The sequence below is a fragment of the Pseudomonas fluorescens group sp. PF-69 genome, assembly GCF_054481235.1.
On the sequence record NZ_JBTMNC010000001.1, the window covers coordinates 5068967 to 5083866 of the forward strand.

At 63.4% G+C, this 14900-nt stretch carries 11 protein-coding genes; all 11 read left to right on the forward strand.

The features are described 5' to 3' along the window. Positions 1-57: 57 nt before the first annotated feature. The gene (locus ACX3YF_RS23945; protein WP_130209837.1) at positions 58-705 is read left to right on the forward strand and encodes a TetR family transcriptional regulator C-terminal domain-containing protein; all 648 of its coding nucleotides are present in this window, start codon (positions 58-60) and stop codon (positions 703-705) included. A 92-nt stretch (positions 706-797) separates the two neighbouring features. Then, positions 798-1514, forward strand: coding sequence for a response regulator (locus ACX3YF_RS23950; protein ID WP_288100645.1), 717 nt, complete (start codon positions 798-800; stop codon positions 1512-1514). 26 nt (positions 1515-1540) lie between these two features. Next, positions 1541-2293 carry a substrate-binding periplasmic protein gene (locus ACX3YF_RS23955; RefSeq protein ID WP_458974867.1) on the forward strand — a complete coding sequence of 251 codons (753 nt, stop codon included), beginning with the start codon at positions 1541-1543 and terminating at the stop codon, positions 2291-2293. Then, positions 2290-4551, forward strand: a complete 2262-nt coding sequence (locus tag ACX3YF_RS23960; RefSeq protein WP_458974432.1) for an ATP-binding protein — start codon at positions 2290-2292, stop codon at positions 4549-4551. The genes ACX3YF_RS23955 and ACX3YF_RS23960 overlap by 4 nt, the downstream gene beginning before the upstream one ends. A gap of 208 nt (positions 4552-4759) precedes the next feature. Next, a complete protein-coding gene (locus tag ACX3YF_RS23965; protein WP_448646592.1) occupies positions 4760-6172 on the forward strand; it encodes an amino acid permease in 1413 nt (470 codons plus the stop codon). A 349-nt stretch (positions 6173-6521) separates the two neighbouring features. After that, on the forward strand, positions 6522-7313 hold the full coding sequence (locus tag ACX3YF_RS23970; RefSeq protein WP_458974433.1) for an enoyl-CoA hydratase/isomerase family protein: 792 nt from the start codon (positions 6522-6524) through the stop codon (positions 7311-7313). Positions 7314-7364: 51 nt separating this feature from the next. Further along, on the forward strand, positions 7365-8525 hold the full coding sequence (locus ACX3YF_RS23975) for an acyl-CoA dehydrogenase family protein (protein WP_458945162.1): 1161 nt from the start codon (positions 7365-7367) through the stop codon (positions 8523-8525). A 17-nt stretch (positions 8526-8542) separates the two neighbouring features. Beyond that, positions 8543-10642 carry an acetate--CoA ligase family protein gene (locus ACX3YF_RS23980; RefSeq protein ID WP_458974434.1) on the forward strand — a complete coding sequence of 700 codons (2100 nt, stop codon included), beginning with the start codon at positions 8543-8545 and terminating at the stop codon, positions 10640-10642. A gap of 10 nt (positions 10643-10652) precedes the next feature. After that, positions 10653-12260, forward strand: coding sequence for a 5-guanidino-2-oxopentanoate decarboxylase (locus ACX3YF_RS23985; RefSeq protein WP_458974435.1), 1608 nt, complete (start codon positions 10653-10655; stop codon positions 12258-12260). Positions 12261-12290: 30 nt separating this feature from the next. Then, positions 12291-13481 (forward strand): pyridoxal phosphate-dependent aminotransferase, encoded by a 1191-nt coding sequence (locus ACX3YF_RS23990; protein WP_458974436.1) that lies wholly within the window; start codon positions 12291-12293, stop codon positions 13479-13481. Continuing rightward, on the forward strand, positions 13474-14889 hold the full coding sequence (locus ACX3YF_RS23995) for an aldehyde dehydrogenase family protein (protein ID WP_458945164.1): 1416 nt from the start codon (positions 13474-13476) through the stop codon (positions 14887-14889). The genes ACX3YF_RS23990 and ACX3YF_RS23995 overlap by 8 nt, the downstream gene beginning before the upstream one ends. The last annotated feature ends 11 nt before the right edge of the window (positions 14890-14900 follow it).

Consider the following 14900-nt stretch of genomic DNA (forward strand, 5'->3'; position numbering starts at 1 on the left):
GTTCAGCTTGCCGGCGTAGTGCGAGCCCCCATGATTGAACCCAGGAGCATGTCACCCATGAATCAGGAAGCCCGTTTTTCCCGCATGGAACCGGAGTTGCGCAAGGCCAATCTGATCGAGGCGACGCTGGTGTGCCTCAAGCGCCACGGTTTCCAAGGGGCGTCGATCCGCAAGATTTCCGCCGAGGCCGGGGTCTCGGTGGGGCTGATCAGCCATCACTATTCCGGCAAGGACGAACTGGTGGCCGAGGCCTACATGGCGATCACCGGGCGCGTCATGACCCTGCTGCGCGATGCCATGGAACAGGCCGCACCCAATGCCCGCGAACGCTTGTCGGCGTTTTTTCGCGGCTCGTTTTCCGCCGAATTGCTCGACCCGCAACTCATTGATGCCTGGCTGGCGTTCTGGGGCGCGGTGAAAACCGCCGAGGCGATCAATCAGGCCCACGACCATTCCTACGGCGAGTATCGCGCCATCCTGCGCAAGGTGTTGATGGAGCTGGCACAGGAGGAGGGTTGGGAAAACTTCGATGGCGATCTCGCCGCGATCAGCCTAAGCGCCTTGCTCGACGGCCTGTGGCTGGAGTCCGGACTCAATCCGGGGACCTTTACCCCGGAGCAGGGCATCCAGATTTGCGAGGCCTGGGTCGATGGTTTGCAAGCGGGCGGTCGCCAACGGTTCTGTATCAAGACGAGCAGCTGTTGATCGGTTGTTCAGCAATGGCTACTCTCTGGCGCTGATGCAGAAAAACACTCTAATAAGAAATGCGCCTTCGGGCATAAGCAGGACAACCAGTAATGACGCCTCGGGTACTGATCGTCGATGACGATCCGCTGATTCGCGAACTGTTGCACGCCTACCTGTCCCAGGAGGGTTACGAGGTTCATTGCGCCGCCACGGCGGAACTGGCCGAAACCTTTCTGGCCAGCCAGACCGTGGACCTGGTCATGCTCGATATCCGCTTGCCCGGCAAGGACGGCCTGACCCTGACCCGTGAGCTGCGGGTGCGTTCGGAGGTCGGGATCATCCTGATCACCGGGCGCAACGACGAAATCGACCGCATCGTCGGCCTCGAATGCGGTGCCGATGACTACGTGATCAAACCTCTCAATCCACGGGAACTGGTGTCCCGGGCGAAAAACCTGATTCGTCGGGTTCGTCATGCGCAAACGCCCCAGCCTGTAGCGGCGGTCGCCAAACCGGTCAAACAGTTCGCCGACTGGTCGCTGGACACCGATCGCCGGCGCCTGATCGATCCCTCCGGCAGCGAAACCCTGCTGACCCACGGCGAGTACCAACTGCTCAGCGTGTTCCTGCGCAACAGCGGCCACACCTTGAGCCGCGATCAGTTGATGGACCAGATCCGCAACCGTGAATGGGTGCCCAACGACCGCTCCATCGACGTGCTGGTCGGCCGCTTGCGCCGCAAACTGCACGACGACCCGGCGGAACCGCAGTTGATCATCACCATCCACGGCGCCGGCTACCTGTTCACTGCCAGCCTGGCGGCGTGACGGCCGTGGGGCGACTGCTCTGGCTGATGCTGGCGCTGGTGGCGGGCAATGCCCCGGCCGGGGAAAAAGTCCGCTACTGCGATTATCCGGTCTACCCGCCGATTTCCTGGAGCGACGGCAAGCAGGTCCGTGGCCTGGCGCCAAGTGTGGTGAAAAAGCTGTTCGGTGAGCTGGGCTATGACGTCGAAACCGTGGTGCTGGGCAACTGGAAACGCTGCCTGCTCGATGCCGCCGAAGGCCGGGTCGATGTGGTGCTGGCCTACAGCACTGCGCAACGGGAACAAAGCATGCTGTTTTCCACGGTGCCGGTGCTGCGCGAAGAGGTCGCGTTATTCATCAATCGCCAACACCCCGTGCAGTTCGAACGCCTGGCAGACCTGGCCCATTACCGTGGCGGCTTGCTGTTCGGTGAAAGTTACGGCGTGGAATTCGATCGCATGGTCGCGCAAAACAACAACATCGAATGGGTCTCCGACAGCCGCCAGAACTTCGGCAAGCTGATTCGCGGGCGCATCGATTTCATCACCCAGGAACGCCGCACCGGCCAGCTCTACATCGAAAGCCTGGCGGGCGCCAAGGACATCGTCGCGTTGCCCAAGGCCCTGAGCGTCGACTACCTGCGGGTCGCGGTTTCCCGACGCTCGCCGCTGGCCAGTCAAATGCCGCAGATCAATGCGCAACTGCAGCGCATGGTCGATGCCGGCGACATAGAGCGCTTGCTCAATGAAAGCGAAGTCACCTACCGCGACATGATCAACCTGCCGGTGAACGAACAATGATGCGCCCGCGACCCGGTGGCCTGTTGCGGCGCCTGCTGCTGTTCATTCTGTTGTTCAGCCTGTGCTTCACCGTGCTCGCCAGTACCGTGCAGCTGTACATCGAATACCGTCGGGAAATGCGCGACATCGACTCGCGCATGGAGCTGATCCGCGCCGGTTATCTGGCGAGCCTGGAGCGCAGCCTGTGGGACCTGAACCAGGAGCAATTGAATGTGCAGTTGCGCGGCCTGGTGGACTTCTCCGATGTCGCGCGGGTGCACTTGAGCAGCCCGGATTTCGACTTGCTGCATGGCAATCCGGATCCGCTCGGGCCGTTGCGCGTCGAACGTTTCGCCCTGGACTACCAACCGCCGTCCGGGCCGTTGCGGCACCTGGGTGAACTGGAAGTCAGTACCGATCTGGGGGCGGTGTATCTGCGCCTGTATGCCACCGGGTTGACCAGTTTGTTGTGGATGGGGGCGTTCCTCTGTGGCCTTGCGATTGCGCTGTCCTGGCTGTTTTACCGTTTGGTCACCCGGCACCTGCAAGTCATGGCAGGGTTCGCCCGGCGCATTGCGGCCGGCGAATGGCATGAGCCGCTGCGCCTGCACAAACGACGCAGTGTCCACAAAGACGAAATCGACACCGTGGCCCACGCCCTCGACGACATGCGCCGGGCCATCCTCAGCGATATCGACCGCCGGGAAAGCGATCGGCTGGCCTTGCAGGACAACCGCGACGAGTTGCTGAAAATGGTCGAGCGACGTACCGCCAGCCTGATGCGCGCCAAGGACGAAGCGGAAGCGGCCAACCTGGCAAAGTCACGGTTCCTGGCGACCATGAGTCATGAGTTGCGCACACCCCTCAACGGCATCCTCGGCATGGCCGAGTTGTTGCGCGGCGCCAGCCTCGATCCGCAGGACAGTAAACGCCTGGATGCCTTGCACAAGGCTGGTGAGGGATTGCTGACCATCCTTAATGAAGTGCTGTTTTTCGCCAAACTGGAGGAGGGCGCAAGCCTGCCTGAACCGGTGGATTTCTCGATTCGCCAATTGATCGATGAAGTGCTGACGCTACTGGAGCCCAAGGCGCTGGATAACGACACCATCCTGCAGTGTCGGGTCGATCCGCGAATCGCCGAGTATCACCACGGTGCCGAGCAATTCTTGCGGCAGGTCTTGAGCAATCTGTTGGCCAACGCCATCAAGTTCACCGAGTGTGGTGAGGTCAGTGTCGAAGTGGCGTTGCTCGCGCAACCTGAAGGGGGAGGCGGGGATCGTCTGCGGGTGAGTGTCACCGACAACGGCATCGGCATTGCCCCGCCGATGCAGGCGAGGATTTTCGAGCGCTTCACCCAGGCCAGCGAGGAAGTGGCGCAGCGCTTCGGCGGCACCGGGTTGGGGCTGGCGATCTGCAAACACCTGGTCGAGCAAATGGGTGGCAGCATCGGTGTCACCAGTGAAGTCGGGCGGGGCAGTTGCTTCTGGTTCGAGTTGACGTTGCAACCCGCTGCAGGCGTCACGGCGCAACGACCGATCACGGTGGCAGGGCCGGCATTGAAGGTGCTGGTGGTTGAGGACGTGGCACTCAATCGCGAAGTGGTCCAGGGGTTGCTGCAACGGGACGGCCATCAGGTGTGGCTGGCCGAAGAGGCTGAGCAGGCATTGGTCCAATGCGCCGTACAGCGGTTCGATCTGATACTGCTGGATGTGCATCTGCCGGGCATGACCGGTGTGGAACTATGCAAACGGATCCGCAGTGACGATGGGCCGAATCGTACCTCGCGCATTTTCGCCCTGACTGCAAGCGTACAACCGGCGCTGGTTCGCGGGTATTTGGACGCCGGTATGGATGGCGTGCTGGCCAAGCCGCTGAATCTGGACTCTCTGCGCAAGGCCATGGGCGGGCAGTTGATGACGCCCAAACCGCTGCTGGAAGCGGGCGCCATCGACTGGCCGCTGCTGCAAACCCACCGTAACTTGCTCGGCGAGCAGAAAGTGCAGGGGCTGTTGGCGGTGCTGCGCGACTCGATCCTGCAACACCGCGAGGCGCTGCGCGAAGCGATTGACGCCGACGACGTCACTGAAATCGCTCACCTGGCCCACCGTCTGGCGGGAAGCGCCGACTCTTTGGGTTTTCGTGCCTTGGCTGGCGCTCTGAGATCGCTGGAAGAGGCGGCCCTGCTCAATGATCAAACGGCTATCGGGCAGTTGGCGCCTGCGTTCGATGAGCACTGCAAACACGCGCTGCAGGCGCTGGAACCCCTGTTGCAGAGCTGACGTACATTTTTGTTACGACTTTCTACAACTTCGATCCATACGTACAACGCGACCTTACATGGCTTTCCAATAATCGACGCAACCGCCGCAGCGCGGTCTTCGAAGCTTATTGGAGATAATAATAATGAATTGCCGCAAAGCTGATCCTTCCCCGCGCCACGACATCCTGTCCTGCGCTGCGCACCTCACTGACTGCTGAGGTGCCGACATGAGTGAAAACATCGACCGTAAAGGCATCCAACTGACCCGTGCCCTGAAAAGCCGGCACATTTTCATGCTGTCCCTGGGGGGCGTGATCGGCACCGGCCTGTTCATGGGCTCCGGCGTCACCATCAACCAGGGCGGTCCGGTGGGGGCGATTCTGGCCTACCTGGTCGCCGGTTTCCTGATGTACCTGGTGATGGTCTGCCTGGGGGAGCTGTCGGTGCAGATGCCGGTGTCCGGCTCGTTCCAGACCCACGCCACCAAATTCATCGGTCCGGCCACCGGCTTCATGATCGGCTGGGTGTACTGGATGAGCTGGGCCACCACCGTGGGCCTTGAATTCACCGCTGCCGGCATGCTGATGACGCGCTGGTTCCCGGCGGTGCCGATCTGGTACTGGTCGGCGCTGTTCGTGGTGGTGCTGTTCGGCATCAACGCCATGGCCACCCGCGCCTTCGGTGAGGCCGAATACTGGTTCTCGGGGATCAAGGTGGCGGCGATTCTTGGTTTCATCGTCGTTGGCGTGTTGGTGATTTTCGGTGTGATGCCGCTGAGCAGCGGTGCACCCGCGCCAATGGCGACCAACCTGATCGGCGATTCGTTGTTCCCCAACGGCTTGTCTGCCGTATTCGCGGTGATGATGACTGTGGTCTACGCCTTCCAGGGCTGCGAGATCATGGGCGTGGCCGCCGGCGAAACCGACCAGCCGGAAAAGAGCATCCCGCGCGCCGTGCGCAACGTGGTGTTCCGCGTGCTGATTTTCTATGTGCTGGCGATTATCGTGCTGTCGGCCATCGTGCCGTGGCAGCAGGCGGGCCTGATGGAAAGTCCGTTTGTGCAGGTGTTCGACATGGTCGGCATCCCCTATGCCGCAGACCTGATGAACTTCGTGATCCTTACGGCGATTCTGTCGGTGGGCAACTCCGGCCTCTATGCTTCGACCCGCATCCTCTGGGCGATGTCGAAAACCGGCATGGCGCCGAAAAGTCTCTCGCCGCTCAGCAAGCGTGGTGTGCCGTTGCGCGCCTTGAGCATCACCCTGTGCTTTGCGCTGGTGTCGCTGCTGACCAGCTTCATCGCGGCCGACACCTTGTTCATGGTGCTGATGGCGGTGAGCGGCATGTCCGGCACCGTGACCTGGATTGTCATCGCATTGGCTCAATACAAGTTCCGCAAGGCCTACCTGCGTGACGGCGGCAAACTCAGCGACCTGAAATACCGCGCCCCGTGGTTCCCGGTGCTGCCGCTGATGTGCATCGCCCTGTGCTGCTCGCTGTTCGTGTTCCTGGCCCTGGATGAAACCCAGCGTCCATCCCTGTACTGGGGCTTCGGCTTTATCGCCCTGTGCTATGGCGCGTACTTCCTGTTCCATCGCAAGCGCGAAGCGGTGCTGGCACCGAGTTTGCCAGGCGCTTAATTCACTTTCTCAAGCACATCCCCCTGTGGGAGCGAGCTTGCTCGCGATAGCGGTGCGGCAGTCAGCAGCGATGTTGAATGTCCGGCCGTCATCGCGAGCAGGCTCGCTCCCACAGTTGTTTGCGTCTGCAACTTCGGTGAGAGGCCCGGTAGGCAGTTGTTCGAAGTTGTAACAGCGGTTTTGGCTCATGCTCCGCAATAGACATATAACTCAATAAAAACAATGTGTTAGCTGATTTATTGAGTTGTTACAGCCCATTTCTTCGGCGATTGCCGCCTTACTGAACACTCGTTTAGTATGGCCTCAAGTCGCAACACCTCAAGACAAACAAAATAATTCGAGGACCCGCATGACTACTCACGATTCTCTGCTCAGTCAGGTCGAAGCAGGCGTTGCCTGGATCACCCTCAATCGCACGGCTCAGCGCAATGCGCTGGACATCCCGACGCTGAAAAGCCTTCACGCTTTGCTCGACACCTACAACGCTGATCCAGCGGTACGCGTGGTGGTATTGACCGGTAGCGGTCGCAGCTTCTGCGCCGGTGCCGACCTCGATGAGTGGGCCGAGGCCGAAGCCCGTGGCGCGCTGGAAACCTACGGCTGGACCGAAACCGCACACGCCCTGATGACCCGCTTGTTCAGCCTGGAAAAACCGACCATCGCCGCCATCAACGGCACCGCCGTCGGCGCCGGGATGGACCTGACCCTGTGCTGCGACCTGCGCATCGCCGGGCAGTCGGCCCGCTTCAAGGCCGGCTACACCAGCATGGCCTACTCGCCGGACGCCGGCGCCAGTTGGCACCTGCCACGCCTGATCGGCGCCGAGCAAGCCAAGCGCCTGTTGTTCCTCGACGAACTGTGGGGCGCCGATCGTGCCCTCGCGGCGGGCCTGGTCAGCGAAGTCTGCGCCGACGATCAACTGCAGACCGTGGCCAGCGAACTCGCCACACGCCTGGCCGCCGGGCCGACCTTTGCCTTTGCCCAGACCAAAAAACTCATGCGCGAAGGCGCCGACCGCAGCCTGCCCGAGCAACTGCAAGCGGAACTGACCGCCGGCCTGCTCTGCGGGCGCAGCGAAGACGGCAGAGAAGCGTTGCGCGCCGCCATGGAAAAACGCCCGGCACGCTTTATCGGTCGCTAAGCCCGCACCGCCTCGCCAACCACTCTTTGCAAACGAACACAGGTAACACCCATGAATTTCCAACTGACCCAAGAACAAGAAATGTTGGTGGACTCGGTACGCAGCTTCGTCGAGAAGGAACTGCTGCCCTATGAAACCGAAGTCGATCGCGCCGACGAAGTCTCCCCGGAGCTCGCCGCGCAGATTCGCGGCAAGGCCATTGCCGCGGGCTTCTACGCCTTCAACATGCCCGAAGAGGTCGGTGGTGGCGGTCTGGACTACCTGTCCCAGGCGCTGATCGAGCGTGAATTGTCGAAGGTCTCCTGGGCGCTGCACGTGTTCGTCGCGCGACCATCGAAGATCCTCATGGCCTGCACCGGCGACCAGATCAAAGACTACCTGCTGCCGTGCATCCAGGGCGAGAAGATCGACTGCTTCGCCCTGACCGAGCCGGGTGCCGGTTCCGATGCCAACGCGATCAAGACCCGTGCCGTGCGTGACGGTGACGACTTCGTCCTCAATGGCAGCAAGCACTTCATCAGCCACGCCGGCCATGCCGATTTCGCCATCGTCTTCGCCGTCACCGACACCTACGAGCACAACGGCAAGAAGCGCAACGCCGTGACCTCGTTCCTGGTCGATCGCAACACCCCGGGCATGACCATCCGCCGTGGTCCCAAGTGCGTGAGCAACCGTGGTTATCACACCTTCGAAATGTTCTTCGACGACTGCCGCGTACCGGCCTCCAAGGTGCTCGGTGAAGTCGGCAAGGGCTGGGACGTGGCCAATGCCTGGCTGACCGCCGGGCGGGTGATGGTCGCGGCCAACTGCGTCGGCCAGGCGCAACGGGCGCTCGACATCTCGCTGCAATGGGCGGCGGACCGCAAGCAATTCGGCCAGCCCATCGGGACCTATCAAGGCGTGTCGTTCAAGTTGGCGGACATGGCCACGCAAATTCGCGCGGCCGAACTGCTGACCCTGCACACCGCGTGGAAAATGGACCAGGGCACCATGACCGATGGCGAGGCCGGCATGGCCAAGCTGTTTGCCAGCGAAGTACTGGGTCGCGCAGCCGATGAAGCGGTGCAGATTTTCGGCGGCATGGGCCTGATGGACGAAGGTCCGGTGGAACGCATCTGGCGTAACGCGCGGATCGAACGGATCTGGGAAGGCACCTCGGAAATCCAGCGCCACATCATTTCCCGCGAACTGCTGCGGCCGCTGCTGCGCTGATCGCCCGGAGAATCCCCATGTCCCAGACTATTCGTGACAACCTCAAACGCATGCTCGCACCCCGGCATGTGGCGTTCGTTGGCGGCCGCAGCATGGCGCGCGCCCTCAAGCGTTGCGCCGAGGGCGGCTATCCAGGGCAGATGTGGCTGGTCAATCCACAGCACGAGAGCCTCGAAGGCGTGCCGTGTGTGCGCAGCGTCGCTGAGCTGCCGTGCGGCCCGGACGCGGTGTTCATCGCGACCAACCGCGACCTGACCCTGACTTGCGTGGCCGAACTGGCCGCCATCGGTACCGGCGGCGCCATCTGCTACGCCTCGGGTTTTGCCGAGACCGGCGCTGAAGGCCAGGCCCTGCAACAGCAACTGCTCGCAGCCGCCGGTGACATGGCCTTGCTCGGCCCCAACTGCTACGGCTTGCTCGACTACCTGCACCGCTGCGCGCTGTGGCCGGTGGCCCATGGCGGCAAAGCGGTGGAGAAGGGCGTGGCGGTGCTGACCCAGAGCGGCAACTTTGCCTATAACGTGTCCATGAGCGACCGTTCGCTGCCCGTGGCCTACATGGCCTCGGTCGGCAACCAGGCGCAATTGGGCGTGGCCGAATTGATGGACGTGCTGCTCGATGAGCCACGGGTCACCGCCATCGGTCTGCACCTGGAAGGTTTGAAAAACGTTCCGGGGTTCGCCCGCGCCGCGCACAAGGCCCTGGAAAAGGGCGTGCCGATCATCGCCTTGAAAACCGGCGTGTCGCAGATCGGCGCCGAGCTGGCCCTGAGTCACACCAGTTCGCTGTCCGGCTCCGATGCGCTGTACGACGCGCTGTTCGCACGCCTCGGGGTGATCCGCGTCAGCGGCCCGGTGAGCTTTGTCGAAACCCTGAAAGCCGCCGCCTGCGGCAACCTGCCGGCGGGCAACAGCCTGATCGCTCTGGCCTGTTCCGGGGGTGACGCCGGGCTGATCGCCGACTACGCCGAGCGCAATGAACTGGCGCTGCCCAAGCTCGACGCCGGTCAAACCGGCGAGCTGGCGCAAGTGCTGCCCAGCTACGCCAACCTGGTCAACCCGCTGGATTTCACCACGGCGATCTGGGGCGATGGCGAGGCATTGAACCGCATGCTCGACAGCGCCCTGCGCACCGAAGCCGATGCCGCGATGCTGGTGCTCGATTACCCGTCCGAGTTCACCGGCGAACGCAAGGAATGTGACCTGCTGCTGGACCTCTACTGCAAGGCGCTGGAGCGCCACGGCAAAACCGGTTTCGTCACCTCGGCCTTCCCCGAGTTGCTCCCGGCCCACGCTCGTGAGCGTTTGCACGAGCAGGGCGTGGCGGCATTGCAGGGCGTTGAAGACGGCTTGGCGGCCTGGGGGCGCATTGCCAATTACCAGCGCAACCGTCAGGCCCTGTTGGCCCTGGGTGAATCGGCGTTGGTGCCGCTGTGCCCGCAAGCGCTGCAAGGCGAAGGCCATTTGCTCAACGAATGGGACGCCAAGCAGGCCTTGCGCGAATTCGGCCTGCCCACCCCCAACGGCGTACTGAGCACCCCGGACCGGGCACTGCAGGACGCCAACGCCCTGGGTTATCCGCTGGTGCTCAAAGCGGTCAGCGCCCAATTGCCGCACAAAACCGAGGCCGGCGCCGTGGCGCTGAACCTCAAGGACGAGGTGGCCCTGAGCGCGGCACTGGAAAAAATGCGCGCGAGCATTGCCGCGTACGCACCGGGCGTGGCCTTCGATCAGTTGCTGCTGGAGCCAATGGCCAAGCCGCCGCTGGCCGAACTGATTGTCGGCATCAAGCGTGAAAACGACTTCGGCCTGGCGCTGGTGATGGGTGCTGGCGGCATTCTGGTGGAACTGCTCAAGGACAGTCGCAGCCTGTTGCTGCCGACCACCGACGGGGCCATTCGCCAGGCGTTGCTGAGCCTGCGCAGCGCGGCATTGCTGCAAGGCTTCCGTGGTCGCGAAGCGGCGGATCTCGACGCGCTGGTGGCGGCGATCCGTGCCGTGGCCGACTACGCCTGCGAAAACGCCGCGCAATTGCTCGAACTCGATGTGAACCCATTGTTGGTCGGTGCCCAGGGCACGACTGCCGTCGACGCGTTGATTCGCCTCGGCCATGAATGAGGAACTGAACATGCAAAGCAAAACCTTGACCGGTGGCCAGGCGCTGGTGCGTCTGCTGGCCAATTATGGCGTCGACACCGTGTTCGGCATTCCCGGCGTCCATACCCTGGAGCTGTACCGTGGCTTGCCTGGCAGCGGTATTCGTCATGTGCTGACCCGGCATGAACAGGGCGCCAGTTTCATGGCCGACGGCTACGCCCGGGTCAGCGGCAAACCCGGCGTGTGCTTCATCATCACCGGTCCCGGCGTGACCAACGCCGCCACCGGTATCGGCCAGGCCTACGCCGACTCGATTCCGATGCTGGTGATTTCCAGCGTCAACCACAGCGCCAGCCTCGGCAAGGGCTGGGGCAGCCTGCACGAGTGCCAGGACCAGCGCGCCATGACCGCGCCTATCACCGCGTTCTCGGCCGTAGCCCTGACCGCCGAAGACCTGCCGGAACTGATTGCCCGCGCCTACGCGGTGTTTGACAGCTCGCGTCCCCGCCCGGTGCACATCTCGGTGCCGCTGGACGTGTTGTCGGCACCGGTCGCTCGCGACTGGAGCAATGACGTGGTGCGTCGCCCCGGTCGCGGCACCCCCACGGCCACCGCACTGGACGAGGCGGTCGCCAGGCTGCACGGCGCCAAACGGCCGATGATCATCGCCGGTGGTGGCGCGCTGAATGCCGCGCAAGAACTCGCCGAATTGAGCACCCGACTGGCCGCTCCGCTGTTCACCAGCGTCGCCGGTAAAGGCTTGCTGCCACCGGACGCACCGTTGAATGCCGGTTCGTCGCTGTGCGTGGAGCCGGGTTGGAACCTGATCGCCGAAGCCGACGTGGTACTGGCGGTCGGTACGGAAATGGCCGACACCGATTTCTGGCGCGAACGCCTGCCACTCAACGCCGAACTGCTGCGGGTGGACATCGATCCGCGCAAGTTCAACGACTTCTACCCGTGCGCCGTGGCGTTGTACGGTGACGCTCAGCAGACCCTGGCCGCCGTACTCGAACGCCTGTCGCCGGATGTCCGCGACGCCGGCGCCGCGATTGCCAAAGTGGCGGCATTGCGTGAAGCCATCCAGGCCGGCCATGGCCCGTTGCAGTCGATCCATCAGGCGATTCTGCAGCGCATCGCCGCCGAATTGCCGGCCAACGCCTTCATCAGCACCGACATGACCCAGCTGGCCTACACCGGCAACTACGCCTTCGCCAGTGAGGCCACCCGCAGCTGGTTGCATCCGACCGGCTACGGCACCCTGGGCTACGGCTTGCCGGCCGGCATCGGCGCCAAGTTCGGTGCACCGCAACGGCCGGGGCTGGTGTTGGTGGGGGATGGCGGTTTCCTCTACACCGCGCAGGAACTGGCGACGGCGGTCGAGGAACTGGACAGCCCGCTGGTGGTGTTGCTGTGGAACAACGACGCCCTGGGGCAGATTCGCGACGACATGATCGGGCTGGATATCGAGCCCATCGGCGTGCTGCCGCGCAACCCGGATTTCGCCGCACTGGGCCGTGCCTTCGGCTGCACCGTGACGCAGCCGCAGAACCTTGCGGAACTGCAAACCGACTTGCGCCATGGCTTCAATCGCAACGGCGTCACCCTGATCGAACTCAAGCATGCCTGCGTTCGCTGATGTTCAACCTTTTGTGGAGGGAATAGGGCCATGCGCTTTTCCGATTTGACTCAACGCATCGCCGGTGACGGCGCCGCCGCCTGGGATATTCACTACCGCGCGCTGGCCATGCTGGAGCAAGGCAAGGACATTTTGCTGCTGTCGGTCGGCGACCCCGATTTCGACACGCCGCAACCCATCGTCCAGGGCGCCATCGACAGCCTGTTGTCCGGCAACACCCACTACGCGCAGGTGCGCGGCAAGCGTGCCCTGCGTGAAGTCATCGCCAGGCGTCATCAGCAACGCAGCGGCCAAACCGTCGCGGCGGATCAGGTCACGGTACTGGCCGGGGCACAGTGCGCGTTGTTCAGCGTGGCCCAGTGCGTGCTCAATCCCGGCGATGAAGTGATCGTCGCCGAGCCGATGTACGTCACCTACGAAGCTGTGTTCGGTGCGTGCGGGGCCAAGGTGGTGCCGGTGCCGGTGCGCTCGGAAAACGGCTTTCGCGTACTGCCGCAAGACGTCGCCGCCCGCATCACGCCACGGACCCGTGCCCTGGCGCTGAACAGTCCGCACAACCCGTCGGGCGCGAGCCTGCCGCGCAGCACCTGGGAAGCCTTGGCCGAACTGTGCATCGCCCACGATCTGTGGCTGATTTCCGATGAGGTCTACAGCGAACTGCTGTTTGACGGCGAACACGTCAGCCCGGCGAGTCTGCCGGGCATGGCCGAGCGCACCGCGACCCTCAACAGCCTGTCGAAATCCCATGCCATGACCGGTTGGCGTGTGGGTTGGGTGGTGGCGCCGCTGTCTTTGTCCGCGCACCTGGAAAACCTGGCGCTGTGCATGCTCTACGGCTCGCCGGACTTTATCCAGGACGCCGCGGTGGTCGCACTGGAAAGCCATTTGCCGGAACTGGAGGCCATGCGCGAAGCCTATCGGCAACGCCGTGATCTGGTGTGCGAAAGCCTGGCCGATTGCCCCGGCGTGCGTGCGCTGAAGCCCGATGGCGGCATGTTCGTGATGGTCGATATCCGCGAAACCGGCCTCAGCGCCCAGGCATTTGCCGACCGTCTGCTTGATCGCCACGGCGTATCGGTGCTGGCCGGCGAAGCCTTTGGCCCGAGCGCTGCCGGACACATTCGCCTCGGGTTGGTGGTGGGGACGGCGCCGTTGCGCGATGCCTGCCAGCGCATCGCCCGTTGCGCCCGGGAATTGATGGAGGCTCAGGTTGATGCTTGATCACAAGGCACTGTTTATTGATGGACGCTGGCAAACCCCGTCGGGGCAGGGCATCGCCGAGGTGATCAACCCGGCCACCGAAGAAGTCGCCGGCCGCGTGCCCCTGGGTGATGAGCGGGATGTCGACAACGCCGTGGCCGCTGCCCGTCGGGCCTTCGGGCCCTGGTCGCGGACGCCGTCCAGCGTGCGTGCCGGTTATATCCGGGCGCTGGCCGAACAATTGCGCGCCCGCGCCGATGAAATGGCCGCGGTGATCACCACTGAACTGGGGATGCCGGTGCAATGGTGCCGTTCGGTGCAGGTCGACGGGCCGATCATTGGCCTGGAGCAGTACATCGGACTCGCCGGTTTGATGGACGAGGTGCGTGAAGTCGGTAACTCGCTGGTGATCCGCGAAGCGGTTGGCGTCTGTGCGTTCATCAACCCGTGGAACTACCCGCTGCACCAACTGATCGGCAAGCTCGCGCCGGCCTTGGCCGCCGGTTGCACGGTGGTGGTCAAGCCAAGCCAGGAAACGCCGCTGCACGCGTTTCTGCTGGCGCAGATGATCGAGGACATCGGCCTGCCGGCCGGGGTGTTCAACCTGGTCAGCGGGCCGGGCTCCAAGGTCGGCGAAGCCCTGGCCAGGCACCCGGACGTCGACATGGTGTCGTTCACCGGTTCCACCGGCGCGGGTGTGCGCGTTGCACAAGCGGCAGCACCTTCGGTGAAGCGGGTGTGCCTGGAACTGGGGGGCAAGTCACCGTTGCTGATCGCCGAGGATGCCGATCTGGCGGCGGCGGTGCGTTATGGCGTACAGGACGTGATGATCAACTCCGGGCAGACCTGCACCGCGCTGACGCGCATGTTGCTGCCGGCCAGCCGTTATGCCGAAGCGCTGGAACTGGCCCTGGCCGAGACCCTGAGCCTGCGCATGGGCGATCCGCTTGACCCACAGAGCTTCCTCGGCCCGATGTGTTCGGCGGGGCAGCGTCGCACCGTTGAGGATTACATCCGCCTCGGTCAGTCCGAAGGCGCGCGGTTGCTCTGCGGTGGTGATTCGGCGCCGGACTTCGAGCGCGGCCATTACGTTCGCCCGACGCTGTTTGCCGAGGTCGATAACCGTATGCGCATTGCCCAGGAAGAAATCTTTGGCCCGGTGCTGTGCCTGATTCCGTATGCGGATGAGGCGCAGGCGATCCAGATTGCCAATGACTCGCCGTTCGGCCTGTCCAGCGGCGTCTGGGCCGGCAGCGCCGAACGGGCCTTGCAACTGGGCCGGCAACTGCGGGCGGGCCAATGTTTCCTCAATGGCGCGGCCTTCAACTATCAGGCGCCGTTCGGCGGCTACAAACAATCGGGCAACGGACGGGAGTGGGGGGAAGAGGGACTGAATGAATTCGTCGAAGTGAAGGCGATCCAGGTGTGACGGTAAAGGAT

Excerpts from the sequence above, each read along its gene's own strand:
- ACX3YF_RS23945 (WP_130209837.1), top strand. The coding sequence starts at position 58 with ATGAATCAGGAAGCCCGTTTTTCCCGCATGGAACCGGAGTTGCGCAAG.
- ACX3YF_RS23950 (WP_288100645.1), top strand. The coding sequence starts at position 798 with ATGACGCCTCGGGTACTGATCGTCGATGACGATCCGCTGATTCGCGAA.
- ACX3YF_RS23955 (WP_458974867.1), top strand. The coding sequence starts at position 1,541 with ATGCTGGCGCTGGTGGCGGGCAATGCCCCGGCCGGGGAAAAAGTCCGC.
- ACX3YF_RS23960 (WP_458974432.1), top strand. The coding sequence starts at position 2,290 with ATGATGCGCCCGCGACCCGGTGGCCTGTTGCGGCGCCTGCTGCTGTTC.
- ACX3YF_RS23965 (WP_448646592.1), top strand. The coding sequence starts at position 4,760 with ATGAGTGAAAACATCGACCGTAAAGGCATCCAACTGACCCGTGCCCTG.
- ACX3YF_RS23970 (WP_458974433.1), top strand. The coding sequence starts at position 6,522 with ATGACTACTCACGATTCTCTGCTCAGTCAGGTCGAAGCAGGCGTTGCC.
- ACX3YF_RS23975 (WP_458945162.1), top strand. The coding sequence starts at position 7,365 with ATGAATTTCCAACTGACCCAAGAACAAGAAATGTTGGTGGACTCGGTA.
- ACX3YF_RS23980 (WP_458974434.1), top strand. The coding sequence starts at position 8,543 with ATGTCCCAGACTATTCGTGACAACCTCAAACGCATGCTCGCACCCCGG.
- ACX3YF_RS23985 (WP_458974435.1), top strand. The coding sequence starts at position 10,653 with ATGCAAAGCAAAACCTTGACCGGTGGCCAGGCGCTGGTGCGTCTGCTG.
- ACX3YF_RS23990 (WP_458974436.1), top strand. The coding sequence starts at position 12,291 with ATGCGCTTTTCCGATTTGACTCAACGCATCGCCGGTGACGGCGCCGCC.
- ACX3YF_RS23995 (WP_458945164.1), top strand. The coding sequence starts at position 13,474 with ATGCTTGATCACAAGGCACTGTTTATTGATGGACGCTGGCAAACCCCG.